Below are 26694 nucleotides of genomic sequence, written 5' to 3' on the forward strand. Positions count from 1 at the left end.
GCGCTGTTCTTAAAGGTATTTCTCAAGGCTCACGAACTGGAGATGGCCGCGAATCCGCTTCAGCTCGGCGAACAATATTGCGAAGTGCGGATTAAGCCTGCCGATACATTGGCAGGCATCTATTGACGTTGCCACGCGACCGCTATCGCTCATAATCACTCTCCGGTGATGAAACGATGGATTCTCCCCTTTGCATTCGGCCTGACTTTGAGCGCTTGGTTTGTCTTCGTGCACGACAGCCAGTCGCTGGAGCCGTTTCGGATGAGCTTCCTGACCGTGATTTTCACGGTGACGACGTTTTCGGTGACCTTTGCGATTTCAGGGTTCAATGCGGCAGCGTATCGTCAGTTTCATCGCACGCTCGCTCCACGCTTGTTGTTTGGATGTGTGGTGTTGGTGGTTTTTGCTTTTGTCCCGCTCGGCGTATTGGTGGCCAAGCCAGCTTATTTCGTTACCACCTGTCTTCTCATCCTGCCCAGCTTGATGCTTTCGTCGGCTTTAATGCAGGAGGTGGTAAGGCAGGAAACGGATCCCCTGACGCTGCTTGATCGCACTTGCTCACTCAAATCCATCCATGCACATCTTGCGGTTTGCGCGGTACAGGTCAAAAGACGGATCGAGGAAACGGAGGCACTGGAGCTGTCGAAGCCCGGGGATCGGCCGACCCATGAATTCGACTGGCATTTGCCGATTCCAAATATCCGTGATGACCCGCTGGTGAATCTGTCGACCTTGGGACTGTTGACCATCCAGCAGGGAGACCTTCATTCTTTCGTGCGAGTGATGGAGCGCTTTCTGGAGGTCGTTGACTGCCTTGAAAAGGTCACGATTCCGCCGGATGAACGTCGGCAGTATCGACTGCGCCAAGAACTGCGAGAGTTGGTCTATGGTGTTGTGGAGAGAATCACGCTCGCCCTCCAAAAGGATCGCGGGACGATCGCGTTGTGCCGGGTGGCCATCGACACGCTCGGGGAATATGCAGTGGCCAAAGTAGCGAACCGCGAGCAGACGAGTAAAGAAGTGTTTTGGGCGCTCGCCTTGATGAAAACGCTGGGGACCCATTGCTACGAGAGCGGGGCATCCGTCGAAATTCGCTCTACGTTGATCGTAGCGCGTCAACTGGTGCAAAAGGGAATGGATGACCCGCCGAAATCGGAGAAGGAGGGCGAATTCGATGCCAAGCTGGCGGACTTTTTTCATACCCTCCCCCAACTCACCAATGTCATCAAGCGAGTGGGCTCCTATGCGATTAAGAAGGATGATTCAGAATTGCTCTATCGCTGTTTCGATGCCTTCGGCTGGCTGGGGTGTGCGGCTGTGAAATCGGATTTCAAAATGGTCGGCATCGCTTGCCTGCGGGCAATCGCCCAATTGGGACGCGAGGCGCGGGCGAAGAAAATGGAGTGTTTTGATCCCCATTGTCCCCTTCGCCCGGAGCAGCACGCCGAAGAAAGGATCGAATGGATCGCCAGTTGGCTCTCGAAGAAGAGCCTGGAGGAGGCCAAGGCATGGGTGGGATTGATCGAAGGCGCGATCTCCCGTCTCAACGGCAAGGAAGTGGAAATCAAACTCACGCAAAACGAGAAAGGTGAAGTGCAGCTAAACGCTGCGCTCACCGGGAAGAACCACGTCGAAGAATATGCGATGCAGGGTGGCAGCCGCACCGTGGACTATGCCGATTTCACGTTTTTAAAGGATCTCGAACTGCATGCATTCCGCGGCGGAATAATGATGCAGGGGCCGGTCGTTCCGATCTTTCCCGAAAAGAATGAAGCCGAGACTGGAGACCCGCAAAAAGCTCCAGAGGGAGAGACATATAATACTATTACCTGAATTTCGCTGGCGGCACATCGCTTCGCAGACAGACGGTGAATCGATGCGCGAATCGTGGATGTGCTGCTATCATTGTTGGATTTAGACATGTGCGGCCGGCGAACCCTTGGGGCTGGCAGCACCGCGGGACAAAACGATAATTCCGGGCAACCATAGCACGTTTCCCTCTCTGTGAATTGGGTAGGGGTGCTGTGTTTATATATCCCGGCGCTATGGGTCACGCGTGCCAGAGGAAGATTGCGTTGCGTTTCATCCCGCATGAGACTTAAGGTTTAATTATTTGGCCGGCCTTGACATGAATGTAGCATCCCTTTGGCTAGATACAGATCCATCGGCGGTCGCCCCGCCGATAGTCACGCGCGAGCAAGTGCTGCCGTTCAGGAGCCTGTCGTGGGAAAACTTCGAACGCCTGTGCTTCCGGCTCGCGCACCACGGCGGCAACGTCGAGGACACCCGCATTTACGGAGCGCGGGGTCAGGCCCAAGAGGGAATCGACCTGTTGGTCCGGCGAGGGGCGGGCGACTATGCTACTTGGCAATGCAAGAAGTATCAGGAAGTCACGGCTTCGGATCTGAAGGCGGCCGTGACGAAATTTTTAGACGGTGACTGGGCGAAACGCACCAAGCTCTTCCGACTCGCCGTCGCCCCCAGCCTGAACGACACGAAACTGGCCGATGAAATCGAGACCCAGCGGGCACGGTTGCAGGCAGCCGGCATCACCTTCGAACCGCTGGATCAGGACAAGCTGTCACTCATGCTCAAAGAGCATCCAAAACTCGTGGATGATTTCTTTGGTCGCTCTTGGGTCGAAGCGTTCAATGGTGCGGAGGCGGCGCAAGCGCTGTCCCGCCGGAAACTCAGCCGGGAGCAGAAAGTGGCGGCCCGGCGGTTCATCCGGGAGCTTTATACGGCGCATTTCCAAGCCGTGGATGGCGGTATCCCCGCCACGGCCCCGGTGTTCCGCGGGGCGGTGAAGCGGGTGCCGGTCTTCGACCGATACGTGGAACCGACGGTGCAGTTGGTGGAGTCGATCGTCTCGCAAGAGGCCGCTTCCAACACCCCCGCCAAGCAAGAAGGAGGTCCGGCGGCGACTACCCCCGCAGGATTCCGCCGGCACGATGTCCGAACGAAGCTGTCGTTGTCGGCGGCACTGGCCGAAGGAGACCGGATCGTGCTCCTGGGGCGGGCAGGATTTGGCAAGAGTGCCGCACTGCGGGTCTTGATCCATACGCTACTGGGAGAGGAAGCTCGGTTTCCGGCGTTGGCGAAGACTTGGGGGCAAAGGTTGCCGCTCCTCGTGCCTTTCGGGTTCTTGACGCGTCACTTCTCGACGAGCGATGCGCCGACGATCGAGAGCGCTCTGGTCGCATGGATCAAGGTGCTCGGAGCCAAGGACGACGGGCTGACCCTACTGCGGGAGATGCTGGAGGACGACCGGCTCCTGCTCCTCGTGGACGGACTCGATGAATGGCAGAACCGAGAGGCGGCCCTCGCCGCGCTCACCGCGCTGACCAGCTATGTCCAAACGCGCGGGTTGCCCATCGTGGCCACGGCGCGCCCGCTGGGGTTTGGACGAATCAGCAACTTTGGGTCAGAATGGAAACGGGCGGAGTTGGAGTCGTTGACGCTGCCGCAACAGCGCGAACTCGCCGAGTATTGGTTTCGGCATTTCCATGAGGCAAACGGCGTGGGTGATGCCAGCCGGTTGGCCGACGTTCTCACACGGGACGGCGACGACTTTGCCCGCGAACTGGCGGAAAGTCCGGTGCGGGCGGAATTGGCGGGTATTCCGCTGCTTCTTTCCGTGTTGGTATTCCTGCGCCTCTCGGGACGCGTCTTGCCGCGGAGCCGGCTGGCGGCACTGGAGGAGCTGATCAAGGCCCTGCTGGAAGACCAGCCGAGCCGTCGGGCACAATCGGCCATGCAGTCGGTCGACCAAGCCGAGAACCGCTCGCCTCGCATTCGCCGCGGACTCGAATACCTAGCCTTTTGCATCCACAAGGAACCCAATTCGCTGGTTCTACCCAACGAACGGGCAGCGGCGCTCTTGTGGCAATTCTATCGCGACAAACTCGAACTTACCGCCAGCGAAGCCGACGATTTGTCGGCACGGGTGATCGAACTCGGACAAACCGAATTGGGTATTTTGGTCGCGCCGCTGGAAAATCATGTCGGGGTGTTGCACCGTATCTTTCAGGAATATCTCGCCGCCCGCTATCTTTCTCGAGTGCCATTCCCCGAAGCACAGAAGTATTGCGTCGAACGGGGGCGCAAGGGCCAGTGGCACGAAGTCACCCTTATCCTCCTCCAACTGCAGGCCCGCCCGAGCGACGCGGACCAACTGGTCGACGAACTTGCGAAACCCACCGGCGAACCGATGGATGAACCGGTGCAGCAAATCCTCCTCGCCCGTATCGCCGCAGCCGACACGAGTTGTTCGCGACGCAAGGCCACTGAGCTGGCGGAACGCGCGTTTCAGTGGATCGAATGCGGCCGCTGGATGCCGCTTCGGCTTTCACTGGTCCGAGAAATCGCCGCCGGGCTCGAATCCGAGCAAATCGGCCCACTGGTCAGTTCGCGGACTCGGCGTTGGTTCCCGGGACGGCAAAAATGGCTGCATGATATTCCTGCTGCCGTCCTGAAGCATCCATCGCCAGAAACGATTTCCGATCTCCGCATTGCCTTCTACAATGCGGACAGCAGCTACGATTTCCGCAAACTGGCGAAGGCCTTGGCCGCATGTGCTCCGAAGGCACCCAAACTGGCCGACGAATTCCTGGGCGTCCTGCGTTCGGCTTCGGAACCCGAGCTGATGGCGAGCGCCCTTCACGCGCTCGCGACTGGCTGGCCCGATCATCCCACGTTGCCAGAATTGTTGCAGGCAGCCAGCGTTTCCCCATCGGACGAACTGAAATACGTGGGGATTCTGACCCGCTTCAGGCGAGGCGAAAGGACCAACGAGATTCGTGATGCACTCTTTAAGTTTTGCCGCGATGGGCACTGGGCCTACCCGTGGGAGAACGAGATGATCGACGCTTTGGTCACCGGTTGGCCTCGCGAACCGGATCTGAAAAGGAAGGCGATTGAACGAGTCGGAGGCTTTGGTTACCCGGGAACGTGGGCCACTAAGCCGGCCATCGCGTATCTGCTGCGTGCGTATCCCGGGGACGATGAGGTGGCGCGCCTGATTGCCTGCGAACTCGCGAACGATCGGAAGACGTATCGCCCGTTCAACATCAGCGATGTCCACGAGCCATTGCTCGCCGGTTTCAAAAATCATCCGCTCCTCGCGGGGCCTGCCGAAGCATGGCTTGCGAGTGCTGAGAATACTCGGCATTCCCCGATGGAGGTGGCGGTGGTGGCGCAACTCGGCGGCACCGTCATTTGTCGACAGGCGCTTCTTGATTACCTGCGGCGCGGCGATGGTTTGCCAGCGTGGATTATCTCGACTCTTGAGGAAATGGTCGGCCCCGCCGACCCGGAATTCCGCGCGGTGCTCACAGGTTACATCAGCAACGAACGCCGGCGTTCCGATGCGGTTCGCTGGCTGCATCTGGTGGTCACCGACCCGAAGGAGCTTGGCATCATGCTGCGCTCAGTGCTGGCCGGCAACGACGTCATTGATTCGCACCATGCCCTGTCGACCCTAGTGGGCCTCGAAGGGGTCGAAGGGCCGGGCATCTGGACGGAAGTCGAGCGGCAGTTGGAGAACGACGAGCACGGGCACTATTGGCGGCTGGGGCACAGGATCCTGATCAAATATTGGCCGCAGCATCCACGCATCCGGGGGCTGGTGCTGAAATCAGTGTATAAGGAGGATATTTCCATAGACGCTCTCTACGAAGTATACGGGGCCGACCCACAGATTCGGCCGCTCCTAGACGCGACGCTTCGCGTATTGCACGAGGACTTGCGAACCGAGCTCGTTCGGGCGGCGGAGCCGCTGGCGCGGCGTGGCGTGGCGCCAGCGATCGACTTGGTGGCGGGCTTTTGTGACGAACCCAATGCCGAAGCAAGGACGGTGGCGGCCCGGGCGACCGCACGCGCTACTGTGCGAACCGGCAAGGGCATCGCGGAGCTGACCCAAACTCTGGCCACGGACCTTTCGGTCCGCCTCTTTATTCTCGACGAGCAAAAACAGGCGGCGATCGTAGGCCTCTTGGAATTAGGCCGCGCCGATCTCGTTATCCAACAACGTGAGGATGGCCGACCTCTGGAATTAAGTACCTACTCGGGAGCCAGCCACAACTGGGACTACGTAGCCGCCATTGTGGAAAATTGGGAAACGCTGGCGGAGTTGGCTCCGGATATCTGGAGTCGCGTCAAACATTCCCCCGTGATCGCAACGGAGCTGGCAAAGGCGGGCAAGGGTGCGGCGGCGCACAACGAGCTTGCCTCTTTTGAGCTGGCAGTGCGCGAGGGCAAGCAGCTTGAGATTGAGCACGTTCGCGCACTAATCGCCCTGCATGGCCGCAGCACGCTGCTGCGCGACCTCTTCGTGGCCCGTCTCCAATGGTTCGTGTCCGGCCATCCGACGTCCATGATGGAGATAGAGAGCGCGGCCTATCACGCGATGGGTACCTATGTGGCTGACCATTTCCACGGTGACCCCGCGCTTCTCCCGGCACTCCGCGCTGTGGCCGGGTCTACGATGATTTCCGAAGTCGGCCTGACGGCACTATGCCGCGGTTGGCCGGAGGCACCTGAAATAGCCGGTGCAATAACGCTCCTCCCGCAGTTGCTCAACGGACCGGAACCGCTCACTGCCTGGCTGTTTTCCACCAGGGCAGACTCAGCCTTAATGGCCAAATACGTCCTCGGGTATCCCGGCAAGGTGAGGGGTGACCGATTCGGAGAGACGCGGCAGGGATTGACGGTGATTCGAACGCGGCTCCAAACGGACCGGACCTGCCGTGAATTGATCCTGGGCGAGCTAAAGGGAATCTCCGATCCGGCTATTTCGGTTCCGCTCGCCCGGCTGATCGCTCCGGTCATGCAGGACGAACCGGAGTTTCGTGACTGGGTGGCACAGCGACTCGGTGCCGCGCGTGCGGCTGGTCAACCGATTGCGCCCGTGGCCTTCGATGGCTTGGCCAACCGGTGCAAGGCAATTGAGCACGCATTCTTGGAAGCGGTGCTGACAAGGGAATCGCGGTCCTAATCGCACTGGGATCGGGACCATGCTCAGCAGTCTGCCAAAATGGCCGACTACAAGAAACAGCATTTTTTGCCCATGGCCTATTTGGGCAATTTGGGCGACCACCTGAGCGGTCATTGCGCCAGCGAGTGATCTGGCGCGTGAGCGAAACGCATGTCGGCGAAGTTCCGGTTGGCTCCCAATATCAGGAGGATTATTTCTATTCAAAATCGCGGGCGCGTTTCTGCGAAACCTATTTCGGTTCCATTGAGGGAATCTATGGCACCATGATAGCGAAACTCGCCCATCGGGAGAGGTTGACCTTGGAGGAACTGTTCCGCCTCTTCCTCTGCGCGGTCGATTGGGGGAGCAAGTTTCGAACCGAACAGGCCGACGAGGAGATGGAGCTTTATCTGAAGCGCATCGCCATCTTCAAACGCCAGCTGATCAGTCGTGAACTCGTCGAAGCGACCGATGATGAGCGCAAGGCCTTTGTCTTCGCGAACTGGGACTTCACGATCATCCCTTCTGGCTCCCCTGAGGCGAACTCGAGTTCGGCCGCTGGACGCAAAATTTCGTCACCCTCAGCCTCAACTCTCCGTCCCGTGCAAAGCACATAAGCACACTGGCCCACGGAGCCCGGGAAGCGTTGTCCGTCAATTCGGGGCATCCTCGCGGTGCGGAACGCGTCCCTTCTTTTTATAGCTTTGGGTGGCGAGCGGTATCATAGGATGGTCTGGCGTTCTATCATGCAACGACGTTTATGGCGCGTGCATACTATATGATCTTTCGATTCGCTCGAATGAGCGCAAGCCTTTGGTCGACGGATTTGCGTGTCGTCAAAGCGTCCTCCGGCGTGTTCAGGCACCAGTCAACCAGCTTTTCGGTTGTGGTACGGGCGACGTAACAGCGGGTGTCGGAGCCGCCGTAATAGATTAATATAGTTTGGGACTTGCCGGGCAATTGCACCCAGCCGTTGGAGAAAGTCACGTTGGACACGTCCCCGATGCGCTCGCCTTCATAGGGGGCCAGAAAATGACCTCCGGGGCGGGCGATGATTTTTGAGGGATCATCCAGCGCGGTCATGAACATATAGAGCACGTAGCGCAACCCCGCCGCGCAGGCTCGCACGCCGTGGGCCATGTGCAGCCAGCCTTGGGGTGTCTTGATGGGCGCGGGGCCCTGTCCGTTTTTCAATTCCTTGATGGTATGATAGGCGCGGCCATCCATGATCGTTTCGGGGCCGGTTTTCCCTTTGCTTATATCCTTGCACAGCGTCCAGCCGATGCCCCCTCCGGAACCGACATCAATAAATCCGTCCATCGGGCGGGTATAAAAGGCATACTGGCCGTTCACGAATTCAGGATGCAGCACCACGTTGCGCTGCTGCGAGGCCGGGGTGCGAAGATTCGGGAGACGTTCCCATTTTTTGAAATCCCTTGTGCGCACCACACCGGCCTGAGCCACGGCGGATGAGAAATCCCCGGAAGCGGCCTTCGGATCGCGCGCCTCGGCGCAAAAAACACCGTATGTCCACCCGTCCTCGTGTGGCGTAATGCGCATGTCATAGACATTGGTTTCGGGGGCGATTTCTGGGAGATCGAGCGGTTCGGGCCAGAAGCGAAATCCGTCGATGCCGTTTTGGGATTCCGCGATGGCAAAAAAACTCTTCCGATCATATCCCTCGACGCGGACGACCAAGCATACTTTGCCTTTCCACAAAAACGCGCCGGGATTGAGGGTGGCGTTCACCCCCAGCCGCTCCATGAAAAAGGGGTTCGTCCTAGGATTGAAATCATAACGCCATTCCAGCGGCACGTGCCTGTCCGTGACGACCGGATGCGCGAAACGCTCGAAGACACCGTTGTCCCAAGAGCCATCGACCGGATTTTTTCGGCGCAACAATGCCTCATGCGCGGAGCGCACGCGCTTAATACGGGCTGTAAAGCCGTCAGGGGATGTGCCTTTGGATGTTCGTTTCATTTTACTCATGACTATGAATAATGCAGGGAGAGGTCATATACATGCGCCTGCCTCGGCAGGCGCGTTTTGCAGTCGCCGGAATCCCGGAGACGCTTAGAAACTGATCGTCGTCGAGAAGATGAACCGACGCGGGTCGAGGTAACGATACTGGAACGGCAGGCGCACGAGGGCGCTGCCTCCCCGAGGCGTGTAGTCCTTGTAGGTCATGAAGATGATGTCGTCATTGTCCAGAATGTTGGAGACATTGAGCTGGAAACGAAGTGTCGCCTTGCCGACCTTTTTCTGCCAGGCGATGTGACCACTGAGCAGATAATAGGAATCGGAGTAATAATAATCGTAGGCGTTGTCCAGATCGCTTCCGATTTTTGCCTTGCCCCGAATATTTGCCCCCAAGCCGAAGGCAAAGTTTTTGAGCGGGCCGTTATAGAAGGTATAAGTGCCATAGAAGTTGGCGGTATAGTCGGGCGTGTGGTTGAGGGGGACACCAGGCGTGAGCGAACTGAGTGTGCTCGCGATGGTTTCCATATTCTGCTTCATTTCATCGGCTTTGCCGGTCTGCCCACCGGCACGATATTGTTGCTCATACGACTGCCAGATCGGGAGATTCTCGTAATAATACCAGCGCAGCCCCTGCTGGAGATTCACGGATTCCGTTTCCGGCAGCGCCGCATTAAAGGTGAGCCGCAGGTTTCTTGTCGGATTGGCCGTAACTTCAAATTCCCAACCCTTGCCGTTCACATCCTGCGAGTCCCGATACTCCATTCCGCTCAGATCGCTGCGATCACTGTTTATCCACAATGAGCGAATCTGGGTAATGGCGGTATTGTTCCCTCCCTCTTTGTTTTTTTCCGTGGTGTCGTAATAGTTAATGGACGCCGAAAGTTTCCCGTTGGGCAGATGAATCTTGATGCCATAGTCGTTACCCTCGCTGCGTGAGAAGCCGGGGGGCCTTCCATCCAGCCGATTTGCACCCGAGGTCGGCGGAGCGAAGGTTTCGGAGTAATTAGCATACACGCCCAGCCAAGGAAGGACAAACCAAACGGCACCGGCATTATAGCTGGTGACCCATACATCGGTTTCGTCCTTGGCGTTATGCGTCCATATGGCCTTGTCGCCCGTGGGCGAGGGGGTGAGGATGGAGGCGCCCCAGCGAATATTGCCATCCGCATCCACTCCGCTTACACTTTGAGCCCAGCGATCCAAATGATCGCGACGCATGCCCAGATGCAGTGTGAGCCGGTCATTGAAAAACTGGCTGGTGGATGCCAACTGGGCATATTCCAGGGTTTTCCTTTCCTTGTAACCGCCGCTCTCGAAATAGTTCACTTCGTCCGGCAGGTCGGCGGTGCTGTAATAGCCGGGCTCATCCGCATAAAGGCGCACGCGCAACTGACGGCTGCGGTCGCGCGGATCGTCCGATATATACGGATGTTTGTTCAAGGAGTCATATTGGTCCGCGCGAGAGCCGGCAATCAGGCTGAACCGTTGTCTTATCCATGACGCCTCGATTTTATAGGTGGCCAGCAGGCGAATGTCGTTCACTGAGTTTCCCTGCGTATTGTTCCAAGGAATGATCTCACTATAAGGGGTAAGGAATTTAGGGTTATTCTCCCCATTGGGGAGTACTCGGTTAAGGTCCAGAAATATTTGGTTAAAAAGCGTTCTGCCGCCAAAATCCTCCGACTCGTTGTCCAGATGATTGTAGGCGAGCTGAACATAGAGGTTTTCACCAAACTTGTGATCCAGGTAAAGGGTGGTGGTCCAGTAAGTATATTGGTTCATCGACGCGGGGGAGCCGATATTGAACTCGCGCGAGGGAAGCACAGGCGAGTTGGGGATGTCGGTGCGAGGGCTGTCCGGTAAGATGGAATAATCCGAGCCCATGGTACGATAACGCGCGCCCCAGTTGGCAATGCCGAGTTCAGGCAGGGCGGGAACATAGGTGTTGGCACCCATATTCGCCACACCCACCAGCGCGCCGGTCGGCAACGTCGAGGTGCCATCATAGATCAAGCTGGGATCGGTCCAGTAAGATAGCTGCTCGGAATAAGTCATGGCGACATTGTTGCGTTTGTAGCGGCCCCATTCGCCCTCGGTCCGCAAGGTGGTGTTCCTCGTCAGGCGCAGGGCGCCGCTGAGTTGGGCGCCCCTTCTTGGCCATTTAAGACGATCCACCCAATGCTCGCCCTCCTCCTCCAGAAGATTCAGGCGCAGGGCAGCCTTTTTTCCGACGGGAAGGTTCCAGTCCAGAGTCGCGCGATATCCGCCATCGGTGTCGGCGCGCAGCCCAATCACCGTACGGTCTTTTTGGAGAATCGGCCGTTTCGAATAAGTCGTCACCAATCCACCCACGCCTCCATCGCCAAAGAGCACGCCATTGGGCCCACGGGCGAATTCGAGGCGCTCGGTGGAAAAACTGTCGCTGTTCACATACCAAACGAAATAGTTCCGACTGGGGAAACTGCTGCCGAGTCCGCGGATGTTGAGCTCATAAGCCTGGTTGGTGAAGGTATTGCTGGTGTCATATTTCGGCGTGGCGTTGACCGTCCACTCCGCCATGTCACGCATTCCGGTCATGGCGAGGTCATTGAGAAACTCGCGTGTAAAAACGGAGATGGACGACGGTGTGTCCTTCAAGGGGGTGTCGGTGCGACCGCCGGCAAGCGAACTCGCGGCGACATAACCGACATCGGACGAGGCACTGACTTCAAACGGCGAGAGCAGAACAATCTCGGACTGCTCATCGGAAGTGAGTTTGGTTTGCTGGGCTGTCATGGTTGCGCCTGCGCAGAACGCGGTGGCGATTCCGGCAAGCAGGCGCAGCGATTTTGCGCGGGAGGACGAAGCGGGGGTGTTCATGAGGGATATGGGTTGTATTTTTCCAATAGGCCCAAATGCTTATCAATAATAAACATTATTGCCAGTGGGGATGATGCTTGGAATATTGAGGAATATTTACTGTAATGGCAAGAATTATTTTAATAAAATAAGTGATTATCTCAACATTGTTTTTAATATATAAACACTTAATTGAATCACGCGCTTTCTTATCATCAGATAAAGCCGCGCCTTTGGCGCATGACGGGCAATAACGCGCCCCCGTCACGGCTCGTCATGCCGGAAACCGCCACCTGATTTTGTTGGTGTGCTACAGTTTGCCCCGGCGAGACTCCAGCGTGCCCCGAATTTCAGCCATCACCTTCCGGTTCAGCGGATATTTCCATGCGCATACAATCGCCAGTCCCCAAATCACGACCGGCAGCGTGAGATACAACCCGAACATGCGGCTGATGACTTCCGGCGGCTGGGAGCCAATCTTGGCATCAAACCCGGAAATATGCAGGATAAAGCCGCCCACCCCCATCGCGCACGTCAGCGAGAGTTTGATAAACCATGAATAGAAGGAATTTATCGAACCTTCGCGCCGCCGCGAAGTATGCAATTCGTCGTAATCCGCAGTGTCCGCCTTCATCGAGGGGAGGAACAGCCACATTCCTGAATACGCCCCGGACTCAAGGACAGCGGGAATGAGTTGGAGGTAAGGCATGTCCGGCCGCATGAAGATATAATTCAATTGCACGCCAATGATGCCGGTGCACAGCACGGCGATGACCATGGCTTTCTTGTCGAAGCGCTCCGAGAGCCACGCGCCAACGGGGATGGAAAGGACGCCGGTGACAATCACGGCCGTCATGCGCCACCCGGCGATCACCGAGGCGGCCGACAAATCCCCATCAAACACATAGTAGATATTCAAATACTGCTGCAAGGTGGCGACGGACATCGTGCCAAAGACGAGCAGGAACGAGATGCCGATCAACAACCACAACGGCCTGTTGCGGGCGGAGTCCTTCACGCTCTGCCAAATAGGCTGGCCGGGTTGCTTGGCCGCCCTGGCATTATAGTAGCGCTCCTTGACAAACAGCGGCGGCAGCAAGCCGAAGACGAGGATCGCGCCGGCAATAACCCAGCTAATGGTTCTCATTCCTATTAGGATGTCGCCTTTCCCCGTCTCTGGATTTGTGAACAGCGAACTGGTCGCGAGAGCCAGCACCCAGCCGCCGGCGAGCGAGGAAATCTTGCTGAAAAGGGCCATCCAGCTGGCGAGCCGCGTCCGCTCGTCGTAATTCGGGGTCAATTCGAGCTGGAGTCCGTAATAGGGCATCGCCCAGAAGGTGAAACTGGTGAAGAAGAGCATGCCGACCCCAACAAGATAAGCTCCCTGGGCAAGCGCTCCGAGGCCGCCGGGCATGTGCCAGAACAATGGATACATGACCGCCGTGAGAACCGCTCCGACGACCATGAACGGGCGTCTCCGTCCCCAGCGCGTGCGCGCGTTGTCGGAGATATTGCCCACAATCGGATCACTGATGGCATCCCAAGCGCGCAAAATCATTAGCACCACTCCGAGCAACATCGGACTGATGCCCATGCCGATGTTAAAATACGGCATCCAGAGCACGCTGGTCATTAATCCCGTCGCCACATACTCCGTATTCATGCCCGCGCTGAACATGATTTTCTGGAGCAGTGGAATCTTGTCTTCAGCGGAAACTCGCGGGGCTTGAACGGATGGGGAAGGCGGGGGATTATCGGTGTGTGACATGAAAGGAATCTTTGGAGAGTTAAAAACACGGCGGCACGCAGGCGCCGCGAAGGAATCGGACGGATCTACCAAGACAACAGAGCCGTGCCGTCGATGCGCACCGTTGTCTCAAGCATCGGCCCATGCGGCGTCGCGACTTCGCGCAAGGGCACGCTTTGGCCGCCGATGTGCGGCCATTCGGGATTAAGCCAGAGCGTGACCGGACCCGAACCTGCCATGGGGAAAAAACGCACGACGGCGTCCTTGAGCCCGCGAATCCATAAGCGGCGCGTCACCCCCACCTGCGCCGGGCATGACTCGGTGGCCGACGCCACTCCCGAGGTTTGCCCGACAAAAACCCGGCACTCGTGGCGCCATGCGCGCGGCATGCGATAATGCGCGACACCATCCCGCAGGCACGTCTCCGCTCCGAGCAGCAAGGGCGCGCCAAAGGGCGTGTGCAGCGTGAGCCCCACTGTCGTGTCGGGCATGTAGCCGGAGAAAAACCATCCGTTGGCGTGGCGGTGCAATGCCATGACAGGATGGCGTTGGACGCGTCCCTCTGTCTCGAAACTCGCGCGCCAGCCGTGGCCGGCAAGCACTTGGCGCAACAATGCGGAAAGGGGGAACGTGCTTTCGAGGGCGGCGGGTTGGGGCAAATGCTCTTCGCTCGAAACGCTGAGCGGCAGCGGCCCCCGCAACCATGAGAGCCGTCCGCCCGCGGGTGTGATACACTCCGCGACCAACGCGCGGACATCCGCGCCTCGCGTCGCCGTTGCGAGGCACGCCGCCGGATTGACCGGAGCCTCGGCCAGGCCGCCGCCTGACATCACCATGCGATGCGTGTAGGTGGCCGGGCGCGGTGAGCGGCAGTCATCCATTTCCATTTGCGCCGTTTGCACGGTGAACTCGTCTGAAAGCGAAGCGGCCAGCATCAAACCGAGCCGTTTCCGCAATCCCGGCGCGTGCTCCAGCGGACCGTAAATGATGAGCGAGCCGCCGCCATCGGCCCATGCGAGCAGCCGCTCCTCGCCTCCGGCCGCCAGCGGCGCGGGAGTCACGAGGATACGTCCGGCCAGCACAGCGCCGACGCGCGCCCCGAGCGCGTCAAACGTCCGCGTACTCATGACCGTGTTGAGCGGCACGCCATCGTTGAGCGCCTCGCGTGCAAACCAGTCGGTGTGAAACAATCTCGCGGGCTCCGGCGCCGGACCGAGTTGCGAGTCATGCAATTCGTCAAACGGATACAGCCAGACAATGGGCCCCGCGGCATCGGGCCGCTCGTCCCAGGCGCGCAGCAGATGTGGGATGCTTTCATTGGGCACGCGCTCCGGCATGCGGCCGTGGGAGTCGTCAATCGTGATGAGAGACAGATGCTCCGCCGCGCTCACGCGGCCCTCCGCGGAAACCCGCCCGACCGCCAGCGGCAGATAAATGTCATGCGGCTGCCCTTCGTAGCGGTCGATCCACGGGCTGTTCAGCCACCAAGGATCATGCAAATAAAACCGGAACGGGAATCCCGCGCCCGGCGGCAGCTCGACCACGCGGCTCTGGTAGCCGGCGAGCTCGATGCCGAAATCGCCGTTGATGGACGCCCACGGCGAATTGGGCGGCGGCGCGAAATTAAAGCCACCCGCGTACAACTCGCGCAAGGGCGTCGCGTCGCTGGCCAGGTCGGTGCCGGTGCCCAGATTGGTTCCCCGCGTGCGCACGGGAAGGTCGGGGCACTCGCGGCGAAAATCCCGCCAGAAATCCATAATGCGTCCGCCCAATTCCCGCGCTCCCTCCGGATGAAACGCCTCTCCGTCGAAGAGCGGCCCGATGGTTTTCCATGTTTCGAGCCCGAATCCGAATCCATTGGACAGCCAGAGAAAATCGAAGCCTAGGTCACGCGCGAAATGCCGGAATTGTCGGCCCAGAAAAGAACCCAGCGCCGTGCCCTCGGGAATGCCGTCGGGATAACCGGCGTAACGGCGCTGGTCCGCATGCAAGGTGGCGTAGCAGGCGACAAAACTCGCCTTGCCCATCGTGTTGGAAAGGCAGATTTCGCGGTGCCGCTGGTATTTGAACGAAGAGGGCGCGAATTCCCCGCCCGGGTCGAACGTCGCCCCGACCGAGATTTCGCGGCCGATTTCGGCGGCGGCCTCGCGCCAGGCGCGCGCGATGTCAGCGAAACGCCGGTAGGTGATGGGCTGCGCATCCTCGCGATAGAGATAGTTGCGCGCGTGCAGACTTTTTCTCCCGGGATCGGCGGGCACGGGCATGTGCGGGTTGGCGTTGCCCAAAAAACGCGCCCACTCCATCGGCGCGTCGAGGTCGCCCGCATAATCGAGAATCTCCGAGCCGTCGGCGGACCAGAACATGATCGAGAGCGCGTCCGCGCGGCCAATCAACGCACGATACTGGCAGAGCGCCTCGCGACAAACAGCGAGCGTGGCGGCGGCGTCCAGGTTGAAAAACGGCTTGAGAGAAACTTCGAGTGTAAGCGATTTCACTACGGGGGATTTGTCTCAGGGTGGATGGGATTGGGCGGGCGCGCGCGGTTACTTGTCGGCGGGGCGCGCGTTTTTGCGCGGACGCCCGCGGCGGTTTCCGGGCGGCGCGTCGCTGGTGCTCTGCTTGGTGTGGGCCCAGATTTTCCCAATTTCGTCAGCGGCCCGTTGGAGCCCGTCGAGTGTGAGTCTTATCTGATCCTTGCTCTTTAACCTCACCGTTGGCGCGCTGGCTCCGAGCGCCGCGAACACCGAGCCCCACGGGTCGCGGTTGGGCACTCCCAGCGCGGAAAACGCCGGTCCCCACGGATCGCGGATGGGCACGGCCAGCGCGCTGATGCCCTCGCACAACTCGTCACAGGTATGGCTGTATTCATTCTCGCGAATGCGCGCCAGTTCCTCGCGTAATTTGACCGGGTCGGTGATGGTGCGCGGAGTATGCTTGGTCAGCCCATGCTGCGCCAGATATGCCTCCAGCGAGTCCTCGTCGAAATGCGCCAGAATCAATTTGCCGAAGGCGGTGCAGTGCGCGATTCCGCTGACGTCTTCCGGTTCCTGCACGCGCAACGCCTGCTTGCTCGGCACGTACTCGAGGTTGATGAGCTTGTTGTGGTCGCTGATGACCAGCATTACGGATTCGTTCAGCTCCGTCGCAATCTCATGCACCACGGGGCGCGCGCTCATGCTCAACGAACGCAGATAGGTCGGGTGGCGGCTGAGCAGCATGAGCCGGGGGCCGGGATGGAAAAGCCGCGTGACCTCATCCTGTCTCACATAGCCAAGCGAGGCGAATGTGGTGGCGATGTTGTGCGCTGTGGCGACATTAATCCCGAGTTCCTGGGCAATCGCGCGGGTGCCGATGCCATCCGACCGGCGCACAATAGACTCGAGAACGTGAAGACTTTTTTTCAGGGTAAGAACAATGGGCATGGGACTGAATAAATGTTCACTATAAAGAAACATCAAGCATAAATTTTGATTCTTTGTAATCACCAGGCGATGGCATTGACTTGGATCCGGCAATATATTTCTTTCATCAGGCGCATGAATCCTTCCTGCATATAAATGTTTTGATTTCCATAACATAAAGGTCGTTCAAGTCATCTCACCTCACGCGGCAACCCCTTCCCCATGGCCTGCCATTCCATGCTCTCCCTATGTGTCAGTATCCCCGCCCTCGCCTGCGCAATCTTGCCGGCATACGCTGCGCATGCGGACGGGGCCGCGCGCGTCCTCGTGCCCGCCACGGACGCAAGGATCCATTTCTCCGACGGCCTGCCTCCGCTGCGCAACGAGGCCGATGGCTCTGTGCATTTTGACCGCGTGCTCGACACGCCCGGTCGCGGCTTCCGCTGGGACAGCCCCGGCACCCGCATGCGCTGGCGCACCGACAGCGCGAGGGTGGCCGCGCGCCTGCGCTACACCGCGCGCCACACCGGTTCCTCGCGCAACAGCACCGGCGCATTCCGCATCGACGGGGATGCGAAACCCGGGTGGACATTCACCCGGCCCGAAGGCGCGGACAGCACGCTGGCCGTGACTCTTCCCGCTCCGGACGACGGCGCGATGCACAACTACGAAGTCATCCTGCCGTATGGCGACTCGGTCGATTTGCTGGGGGTCGAGGTGGGCGCCGATGCCGCGTGGGAGACACCGACCGCGCGGCCGGGCACGCGCTATGTCGCATTCGGCGACTCCGTCACGCACGGGTTCACCGCATCGGTGGTGACGCGCACTTACGCGTTTCTGGTGGCGGAGAAAAACAACTGGGAACTGCTCAACCTCGGCATCGGCGGCCGCGGCGCGCAGGCCGCCGACGGTGACGTGCTCGCGTCAATCGACGCCGGTGTCATCTCCGTGCTCATCGGCGTGAACGACTGGCAGGGCGGCGCGGAACCGGAGACGTTTCGTGACCACTACCGCGCGTTGCTCGACGGCATCCTCGCCGGCCATCCGGACACGCCCGTCTTTCTCATCACCCCGCTCTGGGTGCCGCCCCGCTGGCGGCCGGAGGCGGTGCGGTATCCGTTGGAAAACTACAGGCGAGTCATCCGCAAACTCGCGGCGGAACGCGCCACGCCGCGGCTCCGCGTGATCGAGGGCCCCTCGCTCATCGATCACCGCGATGATTGCTTCGACCCGGTGGCCGTGCACCCCAACGACGCCGGCTTCGCCCAAATGGCGGAGCGCCTGGCGCAGGCGATGCGCCGGAACTCACGCAAGGAACGCCGGCCGTGATCCCGACCTCCCGTTTCCGTCTGAGCATTTCCAGCCGCGCCCGCGCGCTCGCCGGCCGCCTGACCATGCGGCAGCTGTTGCTCCAGGTCACCGTGCCCGCGCTTGTCCACCTGGACCGCAACCGCCTCGACGGCTACGGCGGCATTTTTTTGCACGGCACGACGCAGGCCGAGCGTGACGCGCTGCTCGCGCGCCTGCGTCCGCTCTGTCCGGTGGAGCCATTCGTGGTGGCCGACATCGAATACGGGCCGCGCGACTTGCCCGAGGAGCTCGGATGCGAGTTCGGCCCGATGATGGGCCACGCCATGGCGGACGATCCGGAGCTTACGCTGAAAATCAGCCGCGCCACCGGGTTGATTTCACGCGCGCGCGGCTTCACATGGGCGCTCGGACCGTGCTCCGATTTGCTTGCTGATCCGGACTCGCCGATGGTCAGCACGCGCAGCCCGGGCGCGCGCCCGGAACGCGCGGCGGAGATTGCATGGGCGTTTGCGCGCGGCCTGCAGGAGCACGGATTGCTGGCCACCGCGAAACATTTTCCCGGCGACGGTTTCGGCACGCTCGACCAGCATCTCACCACTCCCGTCAACCCGCTCGACACGCAGGCATGGCGCGACGGCCCCGGTTTCGTTTTCCAACACATGATCAACCGCGGCATCCGTGCCATCATGCCGGGGCATATCGCGCTGCCCGCACTCGACGAGCCGGATGCGCCCGGCGGCCTTCATCCCCCCGCCTCGCTGTCACGGCGGCTGCTCACCGATTTGCTCAGGCACGAGATGGGTTTCGAGGGTCTTGTCATCTCCGACGCGGTGAACATGACCGGGTTCTGCGGATTCATGAATTATTACGACGCCTGCGCGCGTTTCCTTGAGGCGGGCGGCGACGTGCTGCTGTTCGCAAAAGTGGACGAGCGCTTCTTCACCGAGATGGAGCGCTGCCTGCGCGAGAAAAAACTCACCGAGGACACGCTGCGCGACCGCGCGGCGCGCATTATCGCGGCCAAGGAGTCCGCCGGCCTGCTGGACACGCCATTGGTCACACCGCCCGCGCCAGACCTCGGATCCCTCGACCTGCCGACACTCGCGGACCAACTTGTCTCGCGCTCGGTCGGCGTCATCCGCGACCGGCGCGGGTTTCTCGCCCGCCCGATCACCGCCGGGACCCGCGTGCTGCATGTCATCATCAGCAACTACAGCGAGCGCCACCAGCCGTTGCTCTCCTACTTCACGGAGCTCCTGCGCGGACACTCGCCGCTCGTGACCGAGTGGATAGACCCGGGCTGCGACCGGTTGTTTGAGGCGGCGCGCGACGGCGCGTTTGACCTGATTGTCGCCTCCATCGCCGGCGGCATCGAATACGGCGCGAATGTCATCCGGCTGCACGGCCCCGTCGCGCGAAACATGATGTATGGCTGGATGAAACTCGGCCCGCCCGTCGTCTTCGTCGCGCACCATCATCCGTATCTGATTTATGAATACGATGCGGCGGTGGACTGTTGTGTCGCCACTTTCGGGAGTACCCGCCAGTCGCTGCGGCGACTCGCACGCGGTCTGGCCGGCATCGAGCCGCTGCCGGTGTTGAAGCTCTGGAATACATGAAACACCAAGGACAGACGCATATGCCGCACCTGCGCGTCAGCGAGGACGGCACGCACCTTGTCCATGCGGACGGCACGCCGTTTTTCTGGCTCGGCGATACTGCATGGGAGTTGTTTCATCGACTTGATCGCGATGATGCCGTCATGTATCTCGACTGCCGCGCGGAGCAGCAGTTCACCGTCATCCAGGCCGTGCTGCTTGCGGAAAGCAACGGGCTGCGCACACCCAACGCGTACGGCGAGCTGCCGCTGCACGACCTCGCCCCTGCGCGCCCCAACGTACGCTATTTCGAACATGTTGATTTCATTGTGGCAGAGGCCGGACGACGCGGGCTGGTGGTGGCGATGTTGCCGACTTGGGCCGACAAGGTGCCCTCAAACACCCCTGGGGCCGGTCCGGTGGTGTTCACGCCCGAAAACGCGTTCGCTTACGGGCGGTTTCTCGGCGCGCGTTACCGCCATGCCTCCATCATCTGGATGCTCGGCGGCGATCGGGGAATCGACTCACCCGCCGCGCTGGAAATCTGGCGGGCGATGGCGCGCGGGCTGCGCGAGGGGGATGGTGGCGCGCACCTGATGACGTTTCACCCTAAAGGCGGCGCGAGTTCCGCCCAATGCGCGAGCGATGAACCGTGGCTCGACTTCCATGTTTACCAGAGCGGTCATGCCGCGCGTTGGCTGCCGGTTTACCGCTTCGCCTTGGAACTGGCGGCCCTGCGTCCGCGCAAACCGTTTCTTGATGCCGAGCCTCCCTACGAGGACATCCCGATAAAATTCTGGGAGCACGTAAAACTCCATTCATCCGAGCCGGTGCCCGCCGGCGTGCTCGACGAGCGCGGGCTCATTGCCGAGCCGGGATTTTTTGCCGATGGTTTTTATACCGACCACGACGCGCGCGTGCACGCCTACTGGAACATGCTCTCGGGCGCCTGCGGGCACACCTATGGGAACAATGCTGTCTGGCAGATGCACGAGCACGGCGCGCGCGCGGCCATCCCCTGCCTGCACGACTGGCGTGAGGCCATCGACCGGCCCGGCGCGTGGCAGATGCGCCACCTGCGCGCGCTCCTCACGGCGCGTCCTTTTCATCTCCTCGCACCGGCGCAGGACATGATTCACGGCCTGAATCCCGAAGGCCGTGACCACGTGCGCGCCGTGCTTGCGCACACGCGCGAATTTGCCCTCGCCTACGTGACATGCGGTCGGCCGCTGACACTGGCGATGGGCGCGGTGTCCGGCGAAAAAGTCCGCGCGTGGTGGTTCGACCCGCGCACCGGCGAAGGGACCGTGGCCACCGATGTATCCAATAATGGAATACAACAATTCGCCCCTCCCACGGGCGGTGCGGACCGGGACTGGGTGCTGGTGCTGGATGCGATTTGAGAGCGATGGGGAGCGCGGCTGGAGAACGGTGCGGGCGCACGATTCAAAAATCAGCAGAGTATATGGAGTGCGGCGACTTGTCGCCGCTTTCGACGGCGTGAATTGTCACGCCGCCACGTCCGCACCGCCGCCATCCGGGGCGGGCCGCCAAGTCGGCCCGTCAAAAGCGGGAACAAGTTCCCGCACTCCAGAACAAGCCGCGCCTTCGGCCTTCCTTGCGACAAAATAAACCGGGAATGCTCTAAAATATGGCGCTTCGACGTTTTCAGAGACCGTTTGAAGACGCGGCAGCGACAGGAGCGCGGGCATCCTGCCCGCGGACGGCGAAGCCGCCCAAATCCTACGGGCAGGCCACCCACGGCAGGGAGCCTTTCCCCAAGTGGCGACGCTTCGCGTCGTCCACGGGCGAGTCGCCGATAGGCGCTAAGTTAAGCTGCGACTGCTACATAATTTCTCACTTAATTATGCCGCAAATTGGCAAATCCTGAGCAGTCGTTGTTATTTTTTGGTCATGAATTGCTTAACTTAGCGCCTATCGGCGAGTCGCCCGTGCCACACGAACCCGCCACGCGAACCCCACGGGCATCCTGCCCGTGCTCCTTTTCCCACTGATAACGTCGAAGAACCTAAAATATCGCAGCCGCATTTTGTCGTGGAGGGTGCAACCGGAAAGGATGTCAGCGAAAAAAACAAGCGCCAGCGCCTTTCGTAGCGCATCCTGCCTGCCGTTGATACAGAAGGCGCGAAGCGCCGCTGATTTTTTTTGAGTTTAAGAAAGCGGCGCTGCGCGCCACCTACTCGACGGCAGGCAAGGATGCCTGCGCTACGCGCTGCCGCCTTTCCCTAATCGCAGCCGCCATTTCGCTGACATCACTTCCGGTCACACCCGACACGGAGGTCGTCCCTCCATTTTGATTGCAGCTACAATTCTATTTAAAAGTCTCCAATGACTGGATACGCGGAGCGGAGAGGATGCCCATGGGCCTGAGCTGGTATTGATAGGCCCAGTCGCCGCCGCGGGAGCGCCAGGCGTCGGGGCCGAGCCAGCGCAGTTCGCGGTCGGTGTTATGCAGCGGACCGAAGGCGTTGTGGCGGTGGCCGAAGGCGGTGATATCCAGGCGGTGCTTGCCTTTTGCCAGCCTGCCGAGTTCGGCGCGCAATGGCGCGAAGGCCACCGGGCGCGCTGGGTCACCGTCGAGCGCGACCGTCAGCAGGGCCGCGCCCACGCCGTCAAACTTCACCGCCAGCGCATCGATGCCCCCGGCGGTCAGCGCGCCGTGGTAGGTGACGTTGCCGGTGTAGAAGGGCAGCCCTTGCGTGGTCCAGTCGCCGAAGGCGAGCCGGCGCACGGGTGCGGTCAGGGTCGCGTGGCGCCCGGCCAGACGCACGCCGAAGTCGCCGAGCAGGTAATTCCATTCGAGTTCGGTCTTGCGGGTGAACGCGCGGCTAAGCACGAGTTCGTGCCGCCCCGCTTTGAGCGCGGGCAGCGGCACGCGGCGGATGGCCTCGTCCACCCACCAGCCGCGGGCGCGCGCGGGCACCTCGCGGCCGTCGAGCGTGATGCGCCAGGCACCGGGTTCCTCGATGGCGAGGTGCGGCTCCGGAAGGCTGACCTCGCTCGAAAAACGAAAGCGCAGTGCAACGTGGCCGAGTGGCTTGGCGGGCTTGGGGTCCGTCCAAGGTTGCGCCACATGGCCTTCGCGTTCCGGCAGGTTGCAGCGCGCGCGCACGGCGTTGTGCAGCCGCAGGATCTCCTCGCGCGGCTGCCACGCGCCGTCGTTCCAGCGCCATTCGGCCTGGTCGAGCAGGAGCGCGTTGGGCTCGGACAGGGTGACGCGCACGGGGTCCGCGAGTACGCCAAGGTCGCGCCAGCGCGGGCGGGGTGCCACCGCAACCGCGGGGTTGCCCGGACGGAGAGTGAGGAGCTTGTGGCCGTGCGCCTCCAGCCAGAGCGGCACGGTGGTGTTTCCCTCCTCGTGCGCGGCGTGGATTTCATGGATGGCGCCGGAGAACGTGTCGCGCTCGAACACACGCCAGCGTCCGTTGACGCGCAGCCGCAGTTCGCCGGTTTCGTGTTTGCGGTTGAGGTGGCAGAGAAAGATGTGCCGCTCGGGTCCGTCCTCGCGCAGTTGATACATCAGCTCCGTGCAGCGGATGCCGGCGGCGTCAGCGCAGTCCAGCTCGCGGCAGGATTCAAGCCGGACAAGCAGTTCGCACCGGTCCCACGCGCAGCGGGCCGCGCGCATCGCCAGCTTGCGTGCGCGGGGCGAGGGCGCGGCATCGACGAGCGCGGGGATTTCACCGGCGAAGACCACCGTACCGCCTGCGTCAGCAAACGCCTCCAGGCGTTCGAGCGTGGTGGAGCGGAGGGTCTTGAGCGCGGGCACCACCACCGCGTCGTAGGACATTTTTCCGACCACAAAGCGCCGGGCGCGCGCAATCGCATCGACGGTGGTTTGTCCGGGCAAAAGCGCCTCGCTGAGATAATCGAAGTCCATCAGGCCGCCGAGCAGCCAGCGCGGCAGTTCCTCGAACTGCCGTTCGCGTTGCTCCCGTTCGTCCTTGGTCTGCGCGAGCGGGCCGTAGCACAGCCAGTAGGTCTCGATGGGATGGATCACCGCGACGCGCGCCACCGGTTTTCCGCGCGTCATCACGACGTTGACGCGCGCGAAGTGGTCCTCGATGAGCCGGTATTCGCGCCACCAGGGCGACTGGTAGTGGATGGACGCGGGGTAGTCGCGCTTGGCCTCGCCGGCCATCGACAGCCACGCGAGATGCGGCACCCGTACCGTCACACCGAGCGCGGCCTGCCAGTCGCCTTGCGCCTTGTGCCCGATAAAATCAAATGCCCAGCCGGTCACGCCGTAGAGTTCGCTCATCACCCCGGGCCGTCCGTATTGGCGCGCGACGCTCTGCGCCTGCTTCGCGGTGGTCAGCTCCAGTTGGTCGCAGAGCATGTCGATGCCCGGCAGCTGAAAATGCGCCAGCGAGCGCATGGCCTCGCCGGTCGCGTGCGTCTGCGAGAACAGCGTCGGCTCCTCCATCATGTGCCCGGTCAGCAGCAGGCCGTTTTTCTGGCACCACGCGCCGAGTTGGGCCGCATACGCCTGCGCGAAGCGCGCCGTGACGTGGTCATGGTAGCGGTGGCGCGCGATCGAGGCGCGACCGCCGGGCAGTTCCCAAAACACCTCGGGCAGCGCGTCGAGCAGGTCGAAGCCGTGCGCGTTTTGGAAGGTCTCAAAAAAGTCGCTGGTGGCCGGGATGGTCAGGTCGGTTTGCTGCGCGGCGTGCTCGAAGCACTCCTTGAAGGCGTGCTGCGGCTCGTCGGTGAAAATCGCGGGGATGGTTTTGCCGAACTCCGCGCCGAGCGCGGCCTGGTAGCGTTCGTGTGTGACCGCGATGAAGCGCGCCAGCGCCGCCGGACTGAGCGTGTCCACGTAGCTTTGATGATTATACCACGGCACGCTGCCGGCGGTTTCGAGGTAGGCGAACCACTCGGTCTCTTCCGCGCCGGAGGCGGCGGGTTCGTTCTCCGCGAGGCGGCGGTAGCGCGCGAGGCAGCCGTCCCGCAGACGCACCGCGTAATGCGCCAGCAGCACGCCGTTCTCCATCCGGCCCGCGCGCGCGCAGCTGATGTTCGGGGGGGCGCGCACGGTGCCGTTGTAGGGCGTGGGCGTGAACAGCACATACTTCAGCCGGTGCCGCGGGTCCTGCGTGACCAGCCCGCCGCCGAAGCCCGAGGGCCAGCGGTCTTCGTCGTAAAGCCAGGCGAGCATCCCGCGCCGCCCGACCTCCGCCACGCATTCGCGCGCGGCCGTGAGAAACTCATCTCCGAAATACGGCGTGGCCAGCCCGGTGCGCGCGTGCATATGGAAACCGCCGAAACCCATCTGCGCGAACTGCGCGATCTGCCGCCGCAGTTGCGGCCGGCGCAGCCGGCTGTTCCACGCCCAGAACGGCGTGCCGCGAAACGCCGCCGGCGGCGCGCAGAATACCTTCTCGTCCAGACGCGCCCGGAGAACGGACGCGTGCGGGATGGCGGGGAGGGCTGGACTCATAAATCAACTCGAAGCAACACGACTTGCCGCGTCCTGGCGAGCAACCGTTGCGAGCTCTTCGGAAAATTCACGGCAGGGAACGATGGCGCCGTGTTCACGCAGGACCGCGTGAATTTCCGCCAGGGGCACCTCGCGCAGCTCGCATCCTTTTTGCGCCGCCAGCGCCGCCGCCGCACCCGCCGACTGCCCCATGGCCATGACGGAGGCCTGGATGCGAAACGCCGAGTGCGCCTCCTGGTCGCCGGACACATTACGCCCGGCGACGATGAGGTTGCGGCTGTCGCGCGGCAGCAGCGCCCGGTAGGGTATCGTCGGCAGCACGCCCTCGCGCAGCGGCCGCGTATCCACGCCCGGGCCGCAAATGTGATGAATGTCGATGGGATAAAAACTATAGCACACGGCGTCCTCCCACACCCGGCCCGATTTATAATCATCGCCGCTCACGCAAACCTCGCCGACGATGGTCGCCGTCTCCCGCAGACCGCATTCCGTCGCGAAGTAGTCGTAATGGAAATGATCCAGCCCCGGCTGCTCGCGCAGAAAGCGCTGCACCCGCAGAATCAGCCTTCGCGCAGCCAGTTCGGCCTCCGTCCGTCCGCGACTCGTGCCGCCATCGATGCCGGAGACATGCACGCTGTTTTCACCGTGGACGCGGAGAAAATATTCCACCGGTCGCGTCTCGGCGGACAAATCCGAGCGCTGGAGACGCCCCGCCGCCACGGCCTTCTTAAAAGCCCGCTCAAGCACATCCAAGTCCAGTGTACTCAAATCATAACCCGCCGTCCGCACCGTCAGCGTGCCGGGTTGAAGATGAGGGTTTTTCGCCAGCGGAAGCCCGGCCTGCGCCACGACATTGGCGTCGCCGGTGCAATCGACCAGCACACGGCAGCGCACCTCCCGCAGCCCCTCTTTTTCGCAAAGTGTGACGACCCACCGGTCGCCGCGCCAGGCTACGCCGGCGAGCATGGTATGCAGCGACAGAGTCACCCCTGCTTTCACCACGCGCTCATCCGCCAGCGCCGCAAACGCCGCACGATTCACCCGGACTTGCAGACGGTAGTGCGGCCTCCCGCGCCACTTGGAAAAGTCCGGCAGCACGCCGCCGGTTTCGGCCACGGCATCGGCCACGAGATCCCAGCCGATGCCGGCGATGACCTGCTGGCCCCATGCATGGAAGAGCCCGGGGAAATTGACCGCATTGAGCACGAGGGTACCGCCGAGCACGCCGCTTTTCTCGACCAGCAAGGTGGATGCCCCGGCCCTTCCCGCCTGGATGGCGGCCACCACGCCGGCCGTGCCTCCGCCGATTATTATGACATCAAAGGCGTTGCTCCTATTTTTGCCGTTATTCATGTTTGATATAATTATCTCTGTTGTGAACCGCG

At 61.3% G+C, this 26694-nt stretch carries 13 protein-coding genes; 6 read left to right on the forward strand and 7 right to left on the reverse strand.

The genetic code is table 11. The features are described from left to right. The first annotated feature begins 168 nt into the window (after positions 1 to 168). From OH491_RS01705 to OH491_RS01715, 3 genes are all read left to right on the forward strand, one after another. A complete protein-coding gene (locus OH491_RS01705; protein WP_068769616.1) occupies positions 169 to 1833 on the forward strand; it encodes a hypothetical protein in 1665 nt (554 codons plus the stop codon). Between the two features lie 295 nt (positions 1834 to 2128). Then, positions 2129 to 6994, forward strand: coding sequence for an NACHT domain-containing protein (locus OH491_RS01710; RefSeq protein ID WP_342750839.1), 4866 nt, complete (start codon positions 2129 to 2131; stop codon positions 6992 to 6994). Positions 6995 to 7131: 137 nt separating this feature from the next. After that, positions 7132 to 7590, forward strand: coding sequence for a hypothetical protein (locus OH491_RS01715; RefSeq protein WP_145928667.1), 459 nt, complete (start codon positions 7132 to 7134; stop codon positions 7588 to 7590). Between the two features lie 157 nt (positions 7591 to 7747). On the opposite strand, the gene OH491_RS01720 is transcribed toward OH491_RS01715, so the two are convergent. The 5 genes from OH491_RS01720 to OH491_RS01740 all read right to left on the reverse strand — a co-directional run bounded on the left by OH491_RS01720 (position 7748) and on the right by OH491_RS01740 (position 16960). Next, positions 7748 to 8953 (reverse strand): glycoside hydrolase family 130 protein, encoded by a 1206-nt coding sequence (locus tag OH491_RS01720; protein ID WP_068769614.1) that lies wholly within the window; start codon positions 8951 to 8953, stop codon positions 7748 to 7750. Positions 8954 to 9046: 93 nt separating this feature from the next. Next, a complete protein-coding gene (locus OH491_RS01725) occupies positions 9047 to 11812 on the reverse strand; it encodes a TonB-dependent siderophore receptor (RefSeq protein WP_068769613.1) in 2766 nt (921 codons plus the stop codon). A gap of 289 nt (positions 11813 to 12101) precedes the next feature. Further along, on the reverse strand, positions 12102 to 13559 hold the full coding sequence (locus tag OH491_RS01730) for an MFS transporter (RefSeq protein WP_068769612.1): 1458 nt from the start codon (positions 13557 to 13559) through the stop codon (positions 12102 to 12104). A gap of 65 nt (positions 13560 to 13624) precedes the next feature. Further along, positions 13625 to 16033, reverse strand: a complete 2409-nt coding sequence (locus OH491_RS01735; RefSeq protein WP_068769611.1) for a hypothetical protein — start codon at positions 16031 to 16033, stop codon at positions 13625 to 13627. A 48-nt stretch (positions 16034 to 16081) separates the two neighbouring features. Then, positions 16082 to 16960 (reverse strand): IclR family transcriptional regulator, encoded by an 879-nt coding sequence (locus tag OH491_RS01740; protein WP_068769610.1) that lies wholly within the window; start codon positions 16958 to 16960, stop codon positions 16082 to 16084. A gap of 261 nt (positions 16961 to 17221) precedes the next feature. On the opposite strand from OH491_RS01740, the gene OH491_RS01745 reads away from it, so the two are divergent. The 3 genes from OH491_RS01745 to OH491_RS01755 are packed head-to-tail and all read left to right on the forward strand — an operon-like array spanning position 17222 to position 21251. After that, positions 17222 to 18268 carry an SGNH/GDSL hydrolase family protein gene (locus OH491_RS01745; RefSeq protein ID WP_334319188.1) on the forward strand — a complete coding sequence of 349 codons (1047 nt, stop codon included), beginning with the start codon at positions 17222 to 17224 and terminating at the stop codon, positions 18266 to 18268. Next, a complete protein-coding gene (locus OH491_RS01750) occupies positions 18265 to 19869 on the forward strand; it encodes a glycoside hydrolase family 3 protein (protein ID WP_068769608.1) in 1605 nt (534 codons plus the stop codon). Before OH491_RS01745 ends, OH491_RS01750 begins: the two co-directional genes overlap by 4 nt. Then, on the forward strand, positions 19866 to 21251 hold the full coding sequence (locus OH491_RS01755; protein ID WP_334319187.1) for a glycoside hydrolase family 140 protein: 1386 nt from the start codon (positions 19866 to 19868) through the stop codon (positions 21249 to 21251). Before OH491_RS01750 ends, OH491_RS01755 begins: the two co-directional genes overlap by 4 nt. 929 nt (positions 21252 to 22180) lie before the next feature. On the opposite strand, the gene OH491_RS01760 is transcribed toward OH491_RS01755, so the two are convergent. Continuing rightward, positions 22181 to 25309: a glycosyl hydrolase gene (locus OH491_RS01760; protein WP_068769607.1), complete on the reverse strand. Its 3129-nt coding sequence runs from the start codon at positions 25307 to 25309 to the stop codon at positions 22181 to 22183. A gap of 3 nt (positions 25310 to 25312) precedes the next feature. Next, a complete protein-coding gene (locus tag OH491_RS01765) occupies positions 25313 to 26662 on the reverse strand; it encodes an FAD-dependent oxidoreductase (RefSeq protein WP_068769606.1) in 1350 nt (449 codons plus the stop codon). Positions 26663 to 26694 lie beyond the last annotated feature (32 nt).

This window comes from Termitidicoccus mucosus (genome assembly GCF_038725785.1).
Taxonomy (GTDB): Bacteria; Verrucomicrobiota; Verrucomicrobiia; order Opitutales; family Opitutaceae; genus Termitidicoccus; species Termitidicoccus mucosus.